Origin of the sequence: Pseudoalteromonas sp. XI10 (genome assembly GCF_001469895.1) — a bacterium.
Lineage (GTDB): Bacteria > Pseudomonadota > Gammaproteobacteria > Enterobacterales > Alteromonadaceae > Pseudoalteromonas.
Genome location: NZ_LOPY01000009.1, coordinates 74,796 through 95,970 on the forward strand (window position 1 = coordinate 74,796; position 21,175 = coordinate 95,970).

Consider the following 21,175-nt stretch of genomic DNA (forward strand, 5'->3'; position numbering starts at 1 on the left):
TTACCCTCTTAAAAATTCGTTTAATAACTGCTCTGTCTCATATAAAGGTAAGCCGACAACCGCAAAATAGCTACCCGAAAGATGACTAACAAAGCGGCCCCCTAAGCCTTGTATGCCATAACCACCGGCTTTATCTTGTGGCTCAGCACTATGCCAATAAGCATCAATTTCAGCATCGCTGAGCGGTTTAAATGTAACATCGGTGACAACAAGGCAGCTTTTTACTTGCTCGCTATCAGCAATTGCCACAGCCGTCATCACTTGATGAGTGCGGCCAGATAAGCGCTTCATGGTAGCGGTAAAATCAGCTTGGTCTAGCGGCTTACCAAGTGCGGTATCATCAATGACAACCACGGTATCGCTGCCAAGTACTGGGCGGTCAGTGTAACCCATAGCAACGCCCGATTGTGCCTTGAGTCTAGCAAGACGCTCTACATAATCACGCGGGGCTTCGTTTGGGAATTGGCTTTCATCAGCATCAACGCTAAATTGAGAAAACTCAACGCCAAGTTGGCTGAGCAACTCTTTTCGGCGCGGTGATGCAGACGCCAAATAAATTGCGGTTTGCATTATCTAATCCTGAAATGACGGCGATATTTACGCAAAATTAAGAATATCCACCACCAACAAAGCATGCCGGTTAGTACTGGCCACATATAATGCGGGCTAAAATAAACGCCCATTAAAAAGTGGTTAAGCCAAAATTGCATGAGGTGGTAAAGCGTTAAAAACAAAGCAATTAAAATGCTTTGCTGCCATAAAGAAAAGTTTCTAATTTTTTGGAAGTTACTCGCAGTGATAAATATACACACTGAATAAGTCAGTGAGTTCACACCGAGTGGCGAGCCTGATGCAAGGTCCATTAATAAACCAACCACCCAAGCTGTGCCAATATTTAATCGGTGTGGCACCGCTAACGACCAATACATTAATACCATTAAGACCCAGTCTGGGCGGTATGGTTCAAACGAAATCGGTAACGGCATTAATGCCATTACCAATGCAAAGAAGATACTGATAGCAATCAGCAAAAAGTGACGACTATTCATTGCTGATGCTCTCCTGCTGATTACGCCACAGCACAACCAATAAGCGAATACGGTCAAGTTGCGCAATTGGCTCAGCATAAACCTGCGCAAAAGGACGCCCTTCATCACGGTTAATTTCGGTCACTACTGCAACCGGATATCCCTCTGGGAAGGTGCCACCAAGGCCAGACGTAACCAAGATATCGCCAATGCGAACATCAAGGCTATGTGGTACATGCGAAAGCTTTACCACGTTGATTTTACCAATGCCCTCAACCACGGTACGTACATCGTTACGTAAAATACGCACAGGTGTGGCATGGGTTGTATCTGTCATTAGTAGCACGCGCGAGGTAGTTGAACCCACTTGAGTGATTTGCCCCACTACACCCATTTCGTCAATCACAGCTTGGCCTTCGCTTAAGCCATCCGTTGTACCACGGTTAATAACCACTTGGTGGCTATACGGGTTTGAATGAACAGAGAGGACTTGTGCAATAATTTTACGATTTGATTGTTTAGCCGATGAACCGAGTAAAGCGCGTAACTTATCGTTTTCACGAGATAAAAATGACAGTTGTTGTAGTTGTTCGCTTTGTAGTAGCTGCTTCTTTTTTAACGCTTCGTTTTCGGTTAAAAGCTGTTCGCGGGTATGGAGGTTCTTCGCGCCAATACTAAATAACTCATAGGGCAAGTTGGCAAGATAAATAAGTGGGCTAACTAAAGTGTTTAGGCTGGTGCGGATTGTTGTACCACCTTGAGTGTAGCGATCGCCCACGATCAGCACGACACTCAAAAGCACTGCGACAAAAAGTCGCAGTTGCAAAGAGATGGTACGACCAAAAAGTAACTTCATTAGTCGTAGCTAAATACGTCACCACCGTGCATATCAATCATTTCTAGTGCTTTACCGCCGCCACGTGCAACACAGGTTAATGGATCATCAGCAACCACAACTGGAATACCGGTTTCTTCCATTAATAAACGGTCTAGGTCTTTTAATAATGCACCACCACCGGTTAATACCATACCGTGTGCAGAGATATCAGACGCAAGCTCTGGTGGAGATTGCTCTAATGCAACCATTACCGCGCTCACAATACCCATTAATGGCTCTTGCAGTGCTTCTAAGATTTCGTGTGAGTTAAGCGTGAATGAACGCGGTACACCTTCAGCAAGGTTACGACCACGTACTTCAATTTCAATTGGCTCGTCTGTTTTGAAAGCTGAACCGATTTGGTGCTTGATGTTTTCAGCTGTCGCTTCACCAATTAAGCTACCAAAGTTACGGCGTACATAGTTGATGATAGCTTCATCAAATTTGTCACCACCAATGCGTACAGATGAAGAGTAAACCACACCATTTAATGAAATAATGGCAACTTCAGTTGTACCACCACCGATATCAACAACCATTGAACCGGTTGCTTCAGACACTGGTAAGCCTGCACCGATAGCCGCAGCCATTGGCTCTTCGATTAGATATACTTCACGAGCACCAGCACCCATAGCAGACTCACGAATAGCACGTTTTTCTACTTGCGTTGCACCACAAGGCACACAAATAAGTACACGTGGGCTTGGGCGCATAAAGTTGTTGTTATGCACTTGCTTGATGAAGTGTTGCAGCATTTTTTCGGTCACATAGAAATCAGCAATAACGCCGTCTTTCATTGGACGGATTGCTTTAATGTTACCCGGAGTACGGCCTAACATTTGCTTAGCTTCAGTACCTACAGATGCAACACTCTTAGGGCCACCAGCACGCTCTTGACGAATAGCAACAACTGAAGGCTCGTTTAATACGATACCTTCTTCTTTTACATAAATTAGGGTATTGGCTGTACCCAAGTCGATCGATAGATCGTTTGAAAAAATACCACGGAGTTTTTTAAACATGAGGCTGGATGACCTTTGAAAATTCGTTCTTATACTAGCTGCTCTCACTCTATCATGCTAATCATGAAAAAGCGCAACTGCTTTAATTAAAATGCTAAAAAAGGAAGCATCCATTGCTTCCTTTTTAAATTCTTATCGTTCGCGTACTAAACGGAAACCGATATAGTTTGCACGAAAATCTGGCGCTAAGATTAAGCGCGTTGATACGCGTGCTAGGCTAGGAGCAAAATTCCATGCACCGCCTCGAACAGCCACATCAGACTGTCCTGACTTTTTGTTTGTCCATTCCCACACATTACCTACAGTATCGTATAGGCCAAATGCGTTAGGAGAAAACGACCCTGTTGGTGCAGCGCTCTTGTTTGACCATTCGCTACCACACCAGCCACAGTTCGCTAAATTTTTACCAATTTCGTTACCCCAAGGGTATTCAGTTTCTTTACCTGCACGTGCAGCGTATTCCCACTCAACCTCATTTGGTAAACGAAACAGCTGGCCTGTTTGACCCGATAACCAATCAGCATATGCTTTGGCATCGTTATAAGTTAAACACACCGCCGGAAAATCACTTTCTTGATCAAAGCCTGGGTTGCGCCAGTTTAAGGTTGCTTCCCACACTGGTTCGCCATTTAAGTAATACGCACAGCCGCGATCTTTTTCTGCTTCTGTTTTATAGCCGGTATTCGCAACGAATTGCTCATACTCACCAACGCTTACTTCTTTGCTTTGCATTGCAAATGAGTTAGCAATGGTTTTTTCTACCACTGGGCGCTCATTCGCTAAACCATTGCCGTTAATGTCACCCATCTTAAATTTACCAGCGGGAATAACTACAATGCTGGCAGAACTGGTTTTATTAACAATACTTGCAACAGGTGCTGTTACAGGTTGTTCTGGTGCCGCAGTCACTTCAGCAACAACAGGCTCTGGCACTTTAACTAGGTTTGCATTAATGGTTTGTGCTTTACGCAGATCAATTCGCGCTTTATAGCTTTTGTAGCCACGTTTGCGAATTTCAATATCATGAAAACCTTTTGGTAATGATGTCGTTAACCTAGTTGCACCATAGCTAACACCATCAATAAACACTTCGTCGTCATAAACATTTGAACGCAGTGTTAATTCAACCATTTTAGATTTTTTTAGATCAGGTAATGGTTCAACCTTTATTGGCTTTTTTACAGAATAATCGCTTACTGGTTGCTCACTCATACGCGAAACTGATACCACCTGCCCATTATCCTGAGAGTCACTGAATGTTAACTGACTATCTGAATAGGTAGTGCCGTAGCTTGGCTGAAAGTTACCAGCCAGTGGCGTGCCATAGTCAGCACAAAAACGATTATCTAAATTAAGTAGGCTACATAAACGGCTGCTGTTTACATCACCGCGCATCGTCACACTTAAGTTTACGTTATAGTTACCTTGGCCACTGAACGCGCTGTTCACGACATGGCTACTTAAAATCTTAACTTGTGCACCAGCAAGGTTACGTTTTGGCTCAACCAAACGCTCTTCAGTTAAGTTTGCAAAAATCTGGTCTACAAAACGTTTAGTGGCTTTTTGTAAGCCCATTTGTTGACCACGTTGTTCACAGGCAGCAAGTGTTTCGGTGCGCTTACAGTTAATCGTGTGATTAACCTCTAATGTGCCTTCACGAGTGAATTCGTTACGTAAACGCTCAACACGTGCCGTTGCTAACTGCTCTTTTAAACTTTCTAAGGTGTTTAACTGGGTGTGCTTTGATACACGAATTTGCTCAATGTCTTTTCTATGTGAAGCAATTGCCGCCAATTGCATCGAAATATCATCTTTGTTTTGTTTGTGATCAACCACAGCTTTTTGATAGCGCGACTGCGCATTGCTGATATCAAGAGTTGGGTCATCAATCAGTCGGCGGTACATCTCGTTCATTGCATCTAGCGCTTGGTTTTTTTCTTTATCTAGCTCAGTTGAGCGGGCGCGCAATAATTCGAGTTGTTTTTGTAACTGACTTTCTTCTTTTAGGTGTTTTTCGAGGATTAAGGTCGAGTTATCGTATTCGGCTTGTTTTTTACTGATCTCTGATTCAATGCCAGTTACCGTAGCAGTATCTTGTGCAAATGCACTAGTTGCTAGCAAACTAACTGAAATTAACAGAGATAAAGGAGCAATTCGCATATATTCCATTCCCAAAAAGCGGCAATTATTTGGTCATTATTATTTTTTATAATTAAACTCTTATGCTATGTACTTGCAAGGCAAAACACAAGCTTTGTTCAATTATTATCTGAGTTTACATCTATTACCTTAGTTGATGCCAGTAAATAACAAAATCATTTGAGTTTAATTGACTAATTTCTATCTGTAAGACGACTTTGCTACAATAAGACGTGTTTTTTTACGAAAATTAATGCCGTGAATAGTTCTTTTGAATCACCAGTACAAACAATTCATCACCCCTTATTAGCTGCACGTAAAATTCAGCTGAGCATCAAGCGAGATGATCTTATTCATCCGCAAATTAGTGGCAACAAATGGCGTAAGCTAAAGTTTAACCTAGATGCAATGCAGAAACAGGGTAAATCTGAACTACTCACTTTTGGTGGCGCATTTTCAAATCATATTCATGCCACGGCAACTGCGGGTAAGTTATTTGGCTTTAAAACCCACGGCATTATTCGCGGCCCTGAATTAGACGAAGCAAACCCAACACTCAACTACGCAAAGCAATGCGGTATGAGCTTACACCCAGTAAATCGAATTACTTACCGGTTAAGGCACGACCACACTTACTTAGCACAGTTACAAGCGCAGTTTCCGAATGCCTACATATTGCCAGAAGGCGGCACTAACACAGCTGCTCTTTTAGGTTGTAAAGAATTAGCGCAAAGCCTACCAAGCTCTGATGTGATTGTTTGCCCAACCGGTAGTGGCGGCACACTAGCAGGTTTAATCGAAGGTGCACCACAACACACAAAGCTGTTAGGTGTCGCAGTACTAAAGCAAGCGCACTACTTAATTGATGAGATAAGGCAACTAAGTAATAAAGCAAATCAGCAACAAAACTGGCAACTGCTTTGCGACTTTCATGATGGTGGTTACGGAAAGTTTTGCGATGACTTGTGGCAATTTTGCCAAACCTTTAGTGAGCAACACGCAATCCCGCTTGAGCCAATCTACAGCGGCAAAATGCTCTATGCCGTTTGGCAATTAATAGAGCAAGGTTACTTTAGTGAAGGAACGCATATCATTGCAGTGCACACTGGTGGGCTACAAGGTTTAGATGGCCTTAAGTATCGAGGGCTAATTGACTAGCTGTAAGGTGTAATATCCGCCAGTTTTTGCAATGGTTCAGCAAAGTAAAAGCCTTGAGCCGCAATGATCCCTAGGTTTTTTAAGGTCGCAAGTTCGTTCTGTGTTTCTACGCCTACCGCATAAACAGGAAAGTTTAGCTCAGTACCCTTAGATATTATTTGCTTTACAATTTTTTGCTGTTGGGTGTTGGTATCTATATTGTGTATCAGTTCAAATGCTAACTTAATACTGCATACATTTTTGATATCTCTATAAGTTGCTATATGTTCTGCACTACGCACGTTATCAATAACAATACCAGCAGACAGTTTCTCTAAACATTCAAACTGTTCACTGAGCTTTTTATGCTGTTTTAGATAATCATCTTCGCTTAATTCAAATTGCAATTTGTCTGCGCTATTAAACCCATCCATTTGCTGTTTAAACCACAGCCAAAACTCGTCATTAAACCAGTTCATTGCGTGTAAGTTTATACTCACCGTTAATGAGCCTGTTTCGTTCAGCAGCATTTTCTTCACTTGAGAAATCACAGTTTGGTCCAATAACAAGACATCTTTTTTACTACTCATGTGAGGAATAAAATGCCGAGCCGCAAGCAAGCCTAAACTCTTGTGGCGAATACGGATCAACGCCTCATGCTGTAAAATATCGCCGGTTTGTAAGTCGAACAAAGGCTGAAAAAACAACATAAAATGTTTTTTCTTTATGTACTCAAATAGGTGTTCTTTACTATCAGCGAGCATGCTTGACTGCGTATGACCAAAGGGTAAGCGATGAATGTGCTGCCAAGCACTTTGTTTCGCCAGCGCTAATGCTGATTTAGTAAGCTGATAAACCACGGCCTGATCAGCCCCAGTGCGGTAATTACACACACCAATTTTTATATCAGCACGAGACAAGTCACTACGATAATTTAAACAAGCTTGATATATAACCTGATGTAATCGCTTAGTGTATTTATCAACCTCGGTGGCAGGCACACTGTTTAAGGTCACAGCAATACCACCCGACGGCAATAATTTAACAGAGCGATTTACAAGTTCACCAAACCCTTTTGCTATGACTAACTTAAAGTAATTATCAACGTCGAGGTTAGCAGGGAAAGGATTTTTCCAAAAAAATAGCGCAAACAAATGGTTATAGTTTGTTGGCACACCATACAAAATATTTAAATCTTGATGACCTAAAGGTTTAGGTGATGCAACTTTCTTGGCTGTAACCTGAGTGTTTAATTGTTCAAATGGTTTGCTCGGCGGTTTTTCTGTTATTGCTAATTGCTTGAACATTTTTTTCCACCAGCGGAAACCCCAATACCCAGTGCCAAGTAATATTAAATTTAGGAAAATAAATAAGTGACTTTCGACCAACCAAGAAGGCCAATGAAATAAACGCAAATTAACCGTTTTATAGCTAAACACCTCTTGCTCTAAGTCGATAAAGTTTGCAAAGTTATGTGGTACATCACTAGCGCTCATTGCAAAGCCTTGGCTTTTAACTAAGGTAGCAATAATATCTTGCGAGGCAATCGGGTCGAGGTTTAATTCATACACTTGTTTGGCAAGCTCAGTACCGGTGCGATGAACTTTGTCGTGCAACACATCACTTAAGAAAATATTAAAAACAACTAACAGCAAAAAAGCGGCCGCCACATAGATGGCCACCGGTTGCTTTATTTGTGAAGCTAAGTCTCGTTTCATTTCACAGGTTAGTTGCTTAAACATATACAAAGTGTTGTTCAAGAACCCTATAAATACAAGGCTGCGGGGCGATTTAAAGCAATATCAGAAATATCCTAGAACCAGCGCTGTCAAAAGTTTTTTAATTTTAAACACCTAGCAAAAACAGTTAATGAGAATTATTTTGTAACCGACAAACTGCTACTTAAAGAGTAGTAAGAAAGTTTGCAGTGCTAAAGCTTCTCCAAATCAACACAGTTGCTAATCAACTTTAAACACATTTAGGGCATCGGATGTTCTTTGCTGTGCATTTTCTAAATCTGTAATTAACTTCTCAAGTAACGCTAACTCGTTTTGAACATCATGCATGTTTGAAGTGATATTTTCGCTTGCTTTGCTCGCTTCTTCAGCAAGCTGACTTTGCGATTCAATTGCATCAGATACCGTATTTGTTTGGCTACTCACATCAGCAATATTCGCTGTTAAGGTATCTATATTCGATAACGCTTGTTCACTATTATCACTGACCATTTGCGTTGAGTCAGAGGTATTTTCCATATACACCTGCAACTGCTGAACCTGCTGTTTTATATCATCAAGTACTGAAGATATTTCAGATGTAGAGTCTTGGCTACGTGTAGCTAAACCACGAACCTCATCGGCTACAACGGCAAAGCCACGGCCTTGCTCCCCTGCCCGAGCAGCTTCTATTGCCGCATTCAATGCAAGTAAATTAGTTTGCTCTGCAATGCTCGAAATCGTATCGAGTACAGATTGAATACTGTTTGTTTTAGCACTTAGGGCATCTGATTGTTCATGGGCTTGCTGGATTAACTCTGACAACGAGCTAATACTTGCTTTATTCCTACCAATAATTTGTTTAGTACTTGCAGATAGATCATTCGCCTTAATGGTGTTTTTAGAGCTTTCTTCTGCAGATACTGCTATTTGCTCAATTTGGCTATAAAGCCTAGAGAAATTATCATGCAATGTTGCGGTCGTTGAATTAATATTTTCAACACGCTCAGATAGCTCTTTAGCAAATGTGATTAATGACCGAACACTGGATTCGCTGGTGTTATTTGCTTGCTGAACTTGCCTAATTAAATCGGTAAGCGCATCGACGAGCTCATCAACGCTTCTGGAGATTGCACCAATTTCATCACTAGAATCATCGTTAATTCTCACCGCTAAATCATGGCTGGTAGCAATAGTGCTAATCACATCTCTAACCCTAGTTACTTTTCTCGCCAGCGACTTAATAACGAATAACCCAAACGCAAAGAACAAACCTATAAGAATAATGACAAAGGCACTTGTGGCATAAACCTTAGCATTTGCACTGCTGCGACTTTGCTCAATCAGCGACTCTAAAGCTTGCTGCTTATTTAGAATATGCTTACGGACCTTGCCTATTAGCTCAGTGGACTGAGCAAACCAATCTGATGGTGTTGGATAGCTTAAAGATAACTCACCACTTTCTTGATTTAGCTTTTCTACGATGCTTTTTACATCTTGATAAGTTTGCGAGTTGGTCAATTCTGCTAGCCACTTTTTATCAGCATCACCTGTAAGTGTTAAAGAAAGCAAAAACAAGGTTTCTTCAATATTGTGAAAATAGCTACTGACTAAGACTTGATTACTCTCAGAAATAGACTTGGAAGATAAGACACCATTCACTTTACCTCTTACTTGCCCAAGCCTTTCCTTCAATAAAGACATTTCGACTATTGCAAGACCTGAAGCGATTGCCTCACTTTGTTTGACCTGTGAGACTCGTCTGTTGGCAACATCGAGCATAAACTTGTTTGAATCAGAATAAACCACAAACGCTTGTTTGCCTTGCTTCTTGTCGACATTCTCTCTCAGCTCTGTGATTTTCTTATGTTTTGCTAACACCGCATTGAATAGTGTTGATGAAACCTTATGCTGTTGAGTGTAACGGGCAAATTTATCAAATGCTTTGTCGACCACTACACGCTGCTGTGCAACACGGTCTTTATTTTGACTATAGCCAGAGCCAATTAGGCCCGCCGTTAAGCCTCGTTCAACAGCCGTTTCGTGAGCTATCTCATCAATCATTAAAGCTTCACGTATATATACAGCATCTTTCTCAACTGTGCTTTTTCTAACAAGCGACTCATTGATAACAGTATAAGACGCTGCAAACATCACAACCAAAGCAAAAGCGATAACCGCTGCAAGCGCCTGTTGAAAACTAATCTTCCTTAAAAGCTGCATAGTTAATAATAAAGTTGTGGAATTAAGGTTCTATAAACTTAGACCAGCTTTTGAATATAGCCAATTCGGCCTATCAACTTGCTTTAGGTAAAGCATTAACTTTCGCAAATAAAAAAGCCCCGCTATTGCAGGGCTTCTTAAAAACTAATTACACAGTTCTGCTATATCAGCAATTAGAACGGTTTCTCTTAAGAAGGATAGTAATAAGTAATGTAAACTTTGATAATTACCAAATAAAAACAAGAACTTAAATTAGAAACCTAATATAAATCAACATATATTTGTAAAATTTCCTGTAAAGTTACAACCTATTTTAAACTTATTTAGGACAATAATTGAGCGTATGCGGACACTAATTTATCTTAAGAAGGCAAAACTCTTTATGGCGAGCAAGGAAGCAATTTAGTGTCTAGACTCGGTACAGTTAGAGCATTTAAGTCTCTATATTGATAACTTAAGCCTGAAGACGCTTTACTTTTTTTAGTTCTTTTAGTGATATGTTTGGATTTAGAGGACTCTTATTAAGCCTTGGTGAGTAGATTATCACTTCACTTCCTTTCCTTTTGACTTGAGCTGTATAAGTTAAATCAAAAGATGAAGGCTTGAGATCTCTATAGATTTCATTAATCTCAGGAGCATTATCGTAAGTAACAATCCAAGGACGATTTAAAGTTCGAATTACATCACAAAGTTCACAATGGTCATGATGTTCAAAGAAATTTTGATATAACCCTTTTCCTTTTAAATAATAAGGTGGGTCAATATTAATTAAACATTTTCCTTCTATTTTTTTAATATCTTCAATCAGAAATTCTCTGGCATCTTTTTTTGTTAATGTAACTTTATCACTAAGTGATGAAATTGACTCTATTTGCTGGATTAATTTTTCTTTGTTATATCGACAATCTAATTTGTATTTACCATCTTGGTTTTTTCCTCCCATAACCCCACCTTTAATAATACCCGAGCGATTAGTGCGATTTAGGAAAAAAGTAGAAAACCCTAAATCCAATATTGAAGAGTCCTCACCACACTCTTGAACTTGCTTTTGCTTAAACCATTCCTCAATTGTCACTGGGGTATCGATGATACGTTGGGTTAACTCTTCTGTAGAGTGCAGAACGCAATGCCAAAAAGCGTAAATAGAAGGGTTAATATCATTTATACATACATGTTTAACTTTATCATTGAGCAACAAATACCAAGCAATGCCAGCACCGCCAGCAAACGGCTCAACGTAAGTACCACCTATCAATTCATTTATCTCAAGTGTCTCTAAGACATAAGCGACCAACTTAGTCTTACCACCTGGGTAGCGTAAAGGTGAGTTATAAATAGACACTGTTTTCCTTAGTTAAATTGAAGATAGTCGCATCGACTATTTTATCATTGACTGCGAACATTGCCCAGATTCCAAAGATGAGGATTTATGCCATTTTCAGTCGCAGTTGCTTTAAAAGCTATATTCAGTGCTCTAAGAAATTTTCTATAGATGGGAGTTTCTCGGTTATTAATCAACCAATGTCGGAATATAAGAATAAAAAAGTCCAAATATTGATTAAAAAGTTTTTTTGCTTTTTCCCGATCATAAGAGGCAAGCAATGCATTAGCTTTGCTAATTAACTCTTCATTCTGAAGCCAAGTAAAGCTAAACCCTTCCATCTCAACCTGATGCTGTTCCCAAAAATCTCCTGTTAGTATTGGATCTTCGCTCATCTTTACTAGATGTTTGAATACGATTTGCTCCGGGGAACCTTCTTCTGGTAAAGATAAAATTCTGCCATCCTTGTTATTAGCAGTGTCCGTTTTATCACCATCTAGTATGCATATTGATTTAAGGGTTGTCTTATTAAGAAACCTGTCTTTAAAAAGATCTCTTAAGCTATCAGAGCCTAAATTAATATCAACAAGATGAAAGTAATGCTGTATCTTTGCAAAATCACCACAATGTTCAGCCAAATTATTAAATATTTCCGTTAATAGAATTCTAGCTTCTGCATCTTCAGTAAAGATAGCTATCTTTTTATCTGAAAGTGCTTCTTTTCGTAACTCACTTTTCAAAAACATATTAATGCGGTAGATATCAGGATCTTCCATAAGCCTAACCTTGTTGCCAGCACTATTCGTTAAATACAGAACATTCTGCTTCCTCTTTAAGAGTTTTTCTAAAAGGTAAAGACTATGGGTAGTGAAGAAAACTTGGATGTTATAATTCAGAGAGTATTCTTCTATAATTGAAACAAGTTTATATTGAAGAGACGGATGTAGAGTTGCATCAATTTCGTCTATTAAAAGTGTACTGCCATGCTCCGTCGTTTCAAATAACCATTTCAAACAAGTAAGAGCTGTTAAAATTATGAATACATTGTCTTCACCCGCTGAAATTGTATTTGAATCAATTCCCTCATGTGTTGTAGTGAAATTACTTCTAACTTTTATATCATTTGTTTTTTCAGTACCTAAATTATCAATATTAATACCTATTAGTTTACTATACAGTTCAACCAATTCTTCTTGATATTGACTTGGCAAGTTATTCTTAATATTTTTTGTACTATCTTCTAATTCCCCAACTGGCACTATTCTGGTTAAACCTAGATATATTACAGCTCTCTCTTCCAAACTTTGTTTTTGTCCTTGGGGATATGTCGGAATTAACCTATATCTACTCTCACCTTGTTTTGCATTATGTCTTCTAAAATCACATTCATAATCATCATATTTTACAGTGTAAAGTTTACCTTTTATCCCTTTAGCTGGGTCGTTGTACTGTTTGTCGCCTTTCGTTAGTGACTCAATTTTAGGGTTTACTGTTTGATTAATATTTTTAATAACATTAAGAAGTTTAGTATCTACATTTGGATTAGTTTGCTTAATTCTTTGATAGGAATTACCAATAATATGTAAAATAGAACTTTTACATGTCCCATTTTCCCCCGATATTGCATTGACTCCACTTGTGAATTTTAGCTCTAATTCCTGTAGCTTCCTGTAATGGGTGAAGTTAATACCGTTTATCATATTATTGAAGTCCTATTCCTAACTTATTTTTATGGATGTAGATTTAACTGTTAATTTACACAAACACTCATTAAGATTCCATATCGAAGAGGTAAAAGCCTATTTGATAACCTTCATTAATCTTATGAACTTCTTTACATTTTATCGCAAAGTGTATGCTTTAAGGGATTTATTTAATGTTGGCCTGCTTACATCAAAATGCTTTGCCACTTCTGCTTTGGTCATATCTGGATCAAGCAGCATGGCTTGTGCCTTCTTGATATCAGAAGCAGTTAGCTTTTGTTTTCTGCCACCTTTACGGCCTCTAGCTCTTGCAGCTTCTAAACCTGCCTTAGTTCGCTCTGATATTAGCCTACGCTCAAATTGAGCAATAGAGCCAATCATGTGAAACGCTAATTCGCCAACAGCAGTTCTGGTATCAATGTTTTCATTAAGACTAATAAACTGCACTTGCTCAGAATTAAAACCATCAAGTAGTTCGATTAAGTCCTTCAGGCTTCGCCCAAGTCTATCAAGGCGTTGCACTATAACAACATCATCAGCTCTTATCGTATCAATCATACGTTCAAGTTCCGGGCGTTGTTTTGATTTTCCACTACATTTTTCTTGAAAAATTCGCTCACAACCTGCCGCCTTCAAAGCATCTAACTGAGCGCTTTCAGATTGTTCGTCAGTGCTTACTCTTGCATAGCCGATTTTCATCGAAATCCTAAAATAAAGGTAGGTTTACTTTACATAGATTACTTTACGGGTTGTTTACCTTAAAACAAGCAAATTATAGTATTGGGTGTGTAGTTGGCTGGGTGCAAATAAAACGGTCATTTTATTTACACTGCTTTTGCTTAGTTATTTAGTTTTTCCGGTAATGGCTGATTGAGTTGAGCCAACTTCATACCATGGATGTGTGCGTTGTACTGCCAGACCAAGAACTGTTCTAACAACCTATCATTTTCCTTATTGAGGCGTTGATTCTCCCTTTCCAACTTTTCTATCTTTACAGCAGCTACAGCCAGTGAGCTTGGTAACGCTCTCTTCTTTCTAGGCTTTTTACCTGATGCATGCTTCTTTACACTCTTATACGCCTCTTTGATTCGTGAATATTTTTGTAAAGTTTGTCTTGTATGACTGATATCTAATGAGCTGTGGAGTTCTTTACATAATTTGTCCCACGTCAGCCTTACGGTAAGATCCCACTCATCTAAGTGTTCAACAATATTCTTAATATCACCATCAGTAAGATGCTTAGCCATGCTTATAGATCATCCAATATGAAATCATTAAACTTCAGCTCATCATTTGGGTCATTCTCTTGCTCCCCTGTTTTTTGTGATGATTTTTCAGATAACATTTCTTCAACGCTTATGAGCTCTACAGCAGCTACTTCTTCTTGGGCAGCAAGCAGTCTTTTAAAATTTTCAATTTTAGGAAGCCGCTTTTTACCGTTTGCATCTAGAGCTCTATCTAGATGAGAAATGTCCTCAACATCGGATAGTTTGATTCTATCCCCACTCTTGACGCTCGGGTCTTTTAGCCACTTTATTAGTTCTTCACATCTTGTAACTGTTATAAGCCTTCTTTCATACCATTGCAAAGCACCATTAACATTTTCATCAACAGCTTTTTTATCTCCTTTCAGCAGAACTCTTTCTCGTTTTAGCTTTGCCTCAAGGCGTGCCAACTTCTCTTTATTGCCTTTTTCACAGATATGTTCATTACAATTGATACAATCTCGGTGCTTGAGGCATGGTTGATCAATATACGAATGCTTACACTCTCCAAATTCAGTAACATGAATTGCAAGGCTTGTAAGGGTATTATACTCTTGTAAAGTTCTACTATCCCCTCGAGCAATTTGAACTTTGAACAATGCTCTTAATTCATCTGACTTAACAATATTTTGAGAAGACTGCTCTTCTAACCAATCGTGATTATACTCTTCTTCTGTAGTGTGATCGTAATATCTGTTATGTTTTGGATCAGCCCTCCCGGCCCATTTTGAGCGAAGTGTATCGCTCATGCCATTGACAGAAGCAATTGTATCTAACAAGTGTCGAGGTTGATGAGTTCTCAATTCAACACCCTTTATATCATGCCTAACAAACACAGATTGAGTTCCTGTCGATAGCTCTCCTGTAGTCCTATTTTTTTTCTTTGTAGGTTTTAGATCCTCATTAAGTGTTGTGATATCAGGGATCCATAATTCTGTATAGATAGTGGCTCTTGCTTTATCGTATTGATTTGCAAAAGCAGCATAGAGAGACTCTGACCATTTAATTTTTACTTTGCCCTTACCTTTTTTAAAAGGAATGTATGGCCAACCAGAGGGCAAATTGTCACGTACAATTTTATTCAAATCATTTAACGTCACGACATAATCTTTTCGTTCAATACCTTTTCTTCTTAATAATTGATTACCAGAGGTTTGCGACTGTTTTTTATCAAGGTGAGAAGTATCTAACCCCAATGCTGCTATAGCTTGATCTTTGGTTAATAACACATTTTCATCTACATTTGGACACAAAGAATGCCTTGGAAAACAGTCAGACTCTTCAAGTAGTTTTGCAAAGGCTCTTGCTCCATCAGAAAGTTTTTGTAGTCTTGAAACCGCTGTTTTTACAACAAGATTCATAACACTAGGAATCCACTTGTTTTCGTGGCCATATCCTTTCCCCGAGAACCAACGGATTCCGATTTGCTCTTCTGTCTGTGCCTCATTCTCTGCCATCTTTGCTTTATCACTAATCAATAACTCAGAACCGTCGGCTTGAGGTAGAGTTGCATTACTATGACGGCTGTATTTTGACTCGCTTTTTTTACTACGAATATCGAGGCAATCTGCTTTTAAATAAAGTGGTTCAGAGCCTCTTTCTGGTGCTGACATTAACAAGCTAAAAGTTGATGTCGTAAAGATATCTCTCTGTGATAATTGCAATACATCTTTGGAAAATATTTCAGCCATCCCCATTATCGCATCTTCGTCCGGCATCTTATGTTCACGATAAGCTTGACCAGCTTCACCAGTTTGCTCTTTTTTATCCCTAGGTTTGCTAAAAGGGCTTTTCCAATCAAAGGGTCTGATCATCTTATGCTCTATCAGAAAAACCCTCAAAGTATTGAGTTTTATTGCTGCTTGGTAAGCTGCGCCTTCACCTAGTTTATTCTTCGCCTCCCGCGCAGCATTATCAAAATCTTTTGGTAGTAGTTTTTCAATATTGACTGTCTGATAGGTCTTTATGCATGCAGCTTCAATAGATCGTATCGCGTAAAGATGTGCATACATTGAAGCTCCACTTTTAATCTGCTGATATTTGATGTAGGCCTTAGCAAATGGCACTATAGATTCGTGCAACCTGTTTTCTGTTTCACGATTTTTACTGCCAACACCTAACTTTGTAAAATTCCCAATTTTGGGCCAATAAAATGATTGATAATCCATTTCTTCATTTGGTTCGGGAGCCTTTGTAACAAGCTCAACAAAGTCTGTAATATTCTTTCGATACTCATTTTCATGCTTAGGAATGAAAAGCAATATGTTGTCTTCAACCATTACCTTTTTCCTCTTCGCATATTTTGATAACTTGTGCGACAGCTAGTATGGCACTGTCGTTTATTGCTGCTACTTTTGCGCCATCAACGGTATTTGAAAGTCTTTCTCTTTCTTCTATCAACCAACTCAAAACAAGGTGATGTGGTGCATCTCTCCAAGGCCTGAACTTGGGGCACAAATAACAAGCAACTGGCGCATAATCAGTACAAAAGCTACTGCTACCACAGCTGCCTACATCACATTCTTTATCCCTACACGGAATCCGTGAAGCATTTGGATTTTCTTTACATGCCTCTTGTTCATTAGTTACTACTTTACCTAAAAATGCACTAGCATAGCGAGCTAAAGGGTTATTCATTATTTTTGAGATTTGCTCACCTAACTCGGAAGAGTTGGCAATATAGACCCCAGCATGCTGGGTGTCAGTATGGTCTAATAATTCAGCAATTGTTACCAAGCCAGCTCCAGCTTCTGCTGCTCTGGTTCCTCCGGAATATCGAAACCGATATCCACTCACTTTCAGTGGCTGACCTGTTCGCTCAGAGATAATTCTAAGGCGCTCAATTGTAGTTCTGAGTTCAAATGTTAAGTCACTTCGTTTCATGTGTGGTAACTCTGAGCTTAAATATGCCATCACCTGATTACCTTTTAGCGATTTAAGCTCCTCTGCAACTTGCTCGTTAAAAAACATTGGTAGTTCTTTGACTTCTTCAAGTAGTAGCTCTCTACCTATCTTTTTTTCCAACTCTTTAGTAGCTGTTTCAATATGCTGACAAATTACTTGACCAATACTTTGAACTAATGCGAAAGCTTTGAATTGGCTTCGGAATTTCCTTCCTTTCCCTTTTGCCCTCGGAATATTTAGTTGATAGATCGGTTGTTTAGTGATTAGCGCTTTTGAGCTAGTAATAAGGTCTTTAACTTTCAATTGCTTTAAATTAATAGGTCGTCGAAAAGTGGCTGCAAACAGTTGCGCAAGAGAATATTCTCTATCTGAAATAACTCCTTCAGCATATTTATGATCTAAATTTGACTTAATTGCTCGAAACTCTAACTCACTGAACGGGCCTGTTTCAGGATCTTGTGTTAAGACAGGGATGCCTTTTTCTGATCCTGCGAGCACCCATGAATTAATTTCTTTCATAAATTCTCTCGGCACATCAAAGCCAAGATATTCTGCTTGTCTAAAGAAGCACCTCAACCGGCTAAGGTAATCATTTTTACTTCGCTCTGGACAGCCAACTTTAAAACTTAATAATCCATTCAAACACAAAGAAGTACTGCCCTTTATATATTTACGGAGAAGAAATGACATTGAAGAAGTGTATTTAGCTGAGCGATATTCAGCAAAATAAGTCAATGTCTCTAATATTGCTTTTCTGTATTCCGGGGGAAAGCTTTGGACAAATGTAACATTTATTGTTGTTTCAGAGTCTAAAACCCATTTAGATTCTAAAATACTAAATTCGAATCCAGCAAATGATGTTCTCAGGCAGTCTTCATCATATTTAGTTTCTTGTTTTGACCAGCTATCAAAACTATGAGGTAATTTTTCCTGTCCCATATCAGCCTCACCTATTATTACATTGGCACATCATTGTCGTAAGCGATGCTCTCTTTTAATTCAAAATCTTCATCTTGAAGATGTAATGCATGTTGCATAGTTCTCTTTGTGTCATAACGAGAAGAATATACAAGTGACATTGTCGAACCTTTGGCCCAGCCCATTAAATGGCATCGATCAGCTTCTGTTTTTTCTTCAGTCGTTTTACCTTGCGCAATCAACTTATCTGCTGATTCACTGTATCTGTCATTCCATGTATGTCTCAAACAATGCGGATATAGATGAAAACCCATTACCTGAGCAAACTCTCTAAATACTTTTTCAGCACCACTAATAGAGAGAGGTAAAACTTCATTATTTCTTGTTCTATGTGACATGAATAAAAAAGGACAATGAGCTGCACCTTGAACGTATGAACGATGTTCAAGAATGTAAGTGTCTAATATGCTTTTAAGCTGAGGTGAAAGAGCTAATGCTCGACTATTTGTTTTAACTTTTGGCTGCTTTATACGTGGATCATCTAAATCACCAGCGTTTCGTTTTACTAGTAAATAATTTTTACCTTTTCTTACAATCAAATCTTCTAACTTGATATTAAGCGACTCACCAATTCTTATCCCCAAAACATATAAAGTCATTGCTAACGCGTAATTGCGATATCGTACACCTTCATTATTCCAAGGTGAGTCCGGGTAGTCTGGTCGAATTCTATCTAAAAATATATTTCTCTGATCTTTATTCAGGGACTTAAATGACAGTTGTTCGTGAATCTCACAGTAAGTTAACCCTTCACTCTTTCCCGGTCGTTCATCAAAGAAATACTCTTCACTTTCATTGCCTTGGTAAGGGTAATGATACTTCTCAAGCCAATTAACATATCTCCCGAAAACAGTAAGTCTATTGTATCTAGTTTGCCAAGATACTGTATCTTCTTGCTTTTCAACTCTAATTACATGTCTGGCTGTTTCTAACAGTTTAGGTTTGTGAGAATTTATAGAAATAGTGCTGCTTTCATTTATTAACTTTGCTCTAGCAGCTTTTTGAGTGATGCCAGCGAAGTAAGAAATTTTTTTTATTTCTTGCAGTGATAAGAAGCTTCCGCTCTCGCACCTTCTTTCAATATCAATTTTAAGGCCTTTGATTATTTCGTAAAAATATGTAATGTGCTCCAGTGCTTTTTTACAAGAACCTGATGACTGATCATCATTTCTGTATATTGCTGTAATAAATAAATTTGGATAAAGCAATGGCAATCCATTAGCTTCTAACAAGATAGCTAACCTCTCTCCATTTGCAGCAACAGATAGTTTTGATTTCATACAATTTATAATGCTTTTTTTGTACTTAACTCTATTTTCTTCAACATGGTCTACTCCTTTTAAATTTACATTTTCTTTTTATACAGTAATGCATTTTACGATTTATTCAACACATAAAAATCACATTTTAAACACCTAAAAAAAGGATTATAATTAATGCAAAAAAAAGATATTATTAACAACATTAAACCATTGATACAAAACATATCTTTAAATGTTATAAATACAAAAAACGCTCATTAATAACACTCAGCTATTAAAGAGAAAAAGCAAATAACAAAAAAGAATAATAAAATAAAGCGTTAGAGAAAAATAAATCCCCACATCATTGCCGTAGTTTATTTTTAGTGACAATATACTTATTGAAATTTTAAAGTGTGAGCCTATATTTTAACCACAAAGTGCCCACATATGAGATCCGTAAAAATGACAAACCGTAAATCTAAAATTAGTAATTACGACTTCATGAAAGTCATATCAAATGCAAGAGTGACAAAAAAATCAAGCCCTCTTGAAGTGATTAATTTCATACACATGGGCGTCACAACTAATGATCTATTTAAATTTGCTAATGCGATAGAATGCGATATTGATCTAATAACGAGAGCTTTAAATACGACAAAAAGAAAGTTGATTTCTAATAGCGATGCTCGACTGAATAAACAACTATCCGAAAATGCAGTTGAAATCGCAAGGTTAACAACAATAGCTATGGAGTATTTTGCTGATTTGAAAGAATGGAACGAGTGGTTAGATAAAGTGCATACACAGTTTAATGATCAAACACCTCGTTCATTTATAGGCTCAATCCGTGGTAGAGAATTAATAGAACAAACTATATATTCTTTAAAGTCTCAGGCGATACTGACTATACATCAGTTGTAGTAGCTTATACCTGCTCTCACAGTTTTGATGAATTAATTTACATCTTATCTGACAGGCAGCTACGCGAGTGAGGAGCGGACAGTCGTCCTAGCTCGTTTCTGGACAAAGACGTTTTAGAGTATTTATTTGGTAACGCCGCGTTAAGTCGTGGCAACGCCACCACTAACCATACCACCGTAAACACAAAACCCAACGATGGAATGAAAAATGCCATGCGTTGGGAATCTATCTTAAACGCTTTGTTATGTTTAGTCTTGAGACTCAAACTTATCTATTGAGGAGTTTGCTGTACGCTTGAATTTATATACACGTTTTGTGACTTTACGCCCCTCTCCTGACAAACCTAATGATATTGAGTCATCTTTTGCGTTTAGCCCTACATTACCTGACGCATCAACCCCATAATACTCTTCGATCTCAACTTCATCAGCCTCCTCTATACGACGAGCAATAGCTATTTCTTGCTGAGTTCGAGCATTTGCTTGATTAATTCGAGCTTGAAGTTCTTGTTTGATAGCTTCATGCCCAAGCTCATTTTCATCATTTGACTCCATCGCCGCTGCCGCTGACTTAGCAGAAGCTTCAGCTAAATCTAGTATAGGACCAAGCCCAGAATACTTTTTATATGCTTGCCAAGCCAAAGAGCCAAAACCTTTATCGTCACTCATAATGAAGAACCTCAAATTTAATAACTGAAC

General features: G+C 38.6%; 17 protein-coding genes. 2 read left to right on the forward strand and 15 right to left on the reverse strand.

Translation table 11 applies throughout. The features are described from left to right. The 5 genes from AUR67_RS01430 to AUR67_RS01450 form a co-directional block, all read right to left on the reverse strand. Positions 1–570 (reverse strand): Maf family protein, encoded by a 570-nt coding sequence (locus AUR67_RS01430; protein ID WP_058583827.1) that lies wholly within the window; start codon positions 568–570, stop codon positions 1–3. Further along, positions 570–1,049, reverse strand: a complete 480-nt coding sequence (gene mreD / locus AUR67_RS01435; protein ID WP_058583828.1) for a rod shape-determining protein MreD — start codon at positions 1,047–1,049, stop codon at positions 570–572. The genes AUR67_RS01430 and mreD overlap by 1 nt, the downstream gene beginning before the upstream one ends. Next, the gene (gene mreC, locus AUR67_RS01440; RefSeq protein ID WP_054563354.1) at positions 1,042–1,884 is read right to left on the reverse strand and encodes a rod shape-determining protein MreC; all 843 of its coding nucleotides are present in this window, start codon (positions 1,882–1,884) and stop codon (positions 1,042–1,044) included. Before mreC ends, mreD begins: the two co-directional genes overlap by 8 nt. Continuing rightward, positions 1,884–2,927, reverse strand: coding sequence for a rod shape-determining protein (locus AUR67_RS01445; protein WP_054552787.1), 1,044 nt, complete (start codon positions 2,925–2,927; stop codon positions 1,884–1,886). Before AUR67_RS01445 ends, mreC begins: the two co-directional genes overlap by 1 nt. 132 nt (positions 2,928–3,059) lie before the next feature. Next, positions 3,060–5,087, reverse strand: a complete 2,028-nt coding sequence (locus tag AUR67_RS01450) for an SUMF1/EgtB/PvdO family nonheme iron enzyme (protein WP_054563353.1) — start codon at positions 5,085–5,087, stop codon at positions 3,060–3,062. Positions 5,088–5,324: 237 nt separating this feature from the next. Here AUR67_RS01450 and AUR67_RS01455 point away from each other — a divergent pair, with 237 nt between their 5' ends. After that, a complete protein-coding gene (locus AUR67_RS01455; protein WP_058583829.1) occupies positions 5,325–6,224 on the forward strand; it encodes a 1-aminocyclopropane-1-carboxylate deaminase/D-cysteine desulfhydrase in 900 nt (299 codons plus the stop codon). Here the strand turns inward: AUR67_RS01455 and AUR67_RS01460 are convergent. The 9 genes from AUR67_RS01460 to AUR67_RS01500 all read right to left on the reverse strand — a co-directional run bounded on the left by AUR67_RS01460 (position 6,221) and on the right by AUR67_RS01500 (position 19,592). Then, a complete protein-coding gene (locus tag AUR67_RS01460) occupies positions 6,221–7,945 on the reverse strand; it encodes an EAL domain-containing protein (RefSeq protein WP_058583830.1) in 1,725 nt (574 codons plus the stop codon). The genes AUR67_RS01455 and AUR67_RS01460 overlap by 4 nt on opposite strands. A 216-nt stretch (positions 7,946–8,161) precedes the next feature. Continuing rightward, entirely contained in the window at positions 8,162–10,141 is a 1,980-nt protein-coding gene (locus tag AUR67_RS01465; RefSeq protein ID WP_058583831.1) for a methyl-accepting chemotaxis protein, read from the reverse strand. A gap of 454 nt (positions 10,142–10,595) precedes the next feature. Beyond that, entirely contained in the window at positions 10,596–11,483 is an 888-nt protein-coding gene (locus AUR67_RS01470) for a DNA adenine methylase (RefSeq protein WP_235591775.1), read from the reverse strand. Positions 11,484–11,527: 44 nt separating this feature from the next. Next, entirely contained in the window at positions 11,528–13,162 is a 1,635-nt protein-coding gene (locus tag AUR67_RS01475) for an ATP-dependent nuclease (protein ID WP_058583832.1), read from the reverse strand. A 141-nt stretch (positions 13,163–13,303) separates the two neighbouring features. After that, positions 13,304–13,864: a recombinase family protein gene (locus AUR67_RS01480; RefSeq protein WP_058583833.1), complete on the reverse strand. Its 561-nt coding sequence runs from the start codon at positions 13,862–13,864 to the stop codon at positions 13,304–13,306. 140 nt (positions 13,865–14,004) lie between these two features. Then, positions 14,005–14,412 (reverse strand): hypothetical protein, encoded by a 408-nt coding sequence (locus AUR67_RS01485; RefSeq protein WP_058583834.1) that lies wholly within the window; start codon positions 14,410–14,412, stop codon positions 14,005–14,007. 2 nt (positions 14,413–14,414) lie between these two features. Further along, positions 14,415–16,709 (reverse strand): hypothetical protein, encoded by a 2,295-nt coding sequence (locus AUR67_RS01490; protein WP_058583835.1) that lies wholly within the window; start codon positions 16,707–16,709, stop codon positions 14,415–14,417. Then, positions 16,702–18,273, reverse strand: a complete 1,572-nt coding sequence (locus AUR67_RS01495; protein WP_082665543.1) for a site-specific integrase — start codon at positions 18,271–18,273, stop codon at positions 16,702–16,704. The genes AUR67_RS01490 and AUR67_RS01495 overlap by 8 nt, the downstream gene beginning before the upstream one ends. A 17-nt stretch (positions 18,274–18,290) precedes the next feature. Beyond that, the gene (locus tag AUR67_RS01500; RefSeq protein ID WP_058583836.1) at positions 18,291–19,592 is read right to left on the reverse strand and encodes a site-specific integrase; all 1,302 of its coding nucleotides are present in this window, start codon (positions 19,590–19,592) and stop codon (positions 18,291–18,293) included. Positions 19,593–20,018: 426 nt separating this feature from the next. On the opposite strand from AUR67_RS01500, the gene AUR67_RS01505 reads away from it, so the two are divergent. Further along, on the forward strand, positions 20,019–20,477 hold the full coding sequence (locus AUR67_RS01505; RefSeq protein ID WP_152996458.1) for a hypothetical protein: 459 nt from the start codon (positions 20,019–20,021) through the stop codon (positions 20,475–20,477). Between the two features lie 248 nt (positions 20,478–20,725). Here the strand turns inward: AUR67_RS01505 and AUR67_RS01510 are convergent, their stop codons facing one another. Next, positions 20,726–21,145, reverse strand: coding sequence for a hypothetical protein (locus tag AUR67_RS01510; RefSeq protein WP_058583838.1), 420 nt, complete (start codon positions 21,143–21,145; stop codon positions 20,726–20,728). Positions 21,146–21,175: the final 30 nt, after the last annotated feature.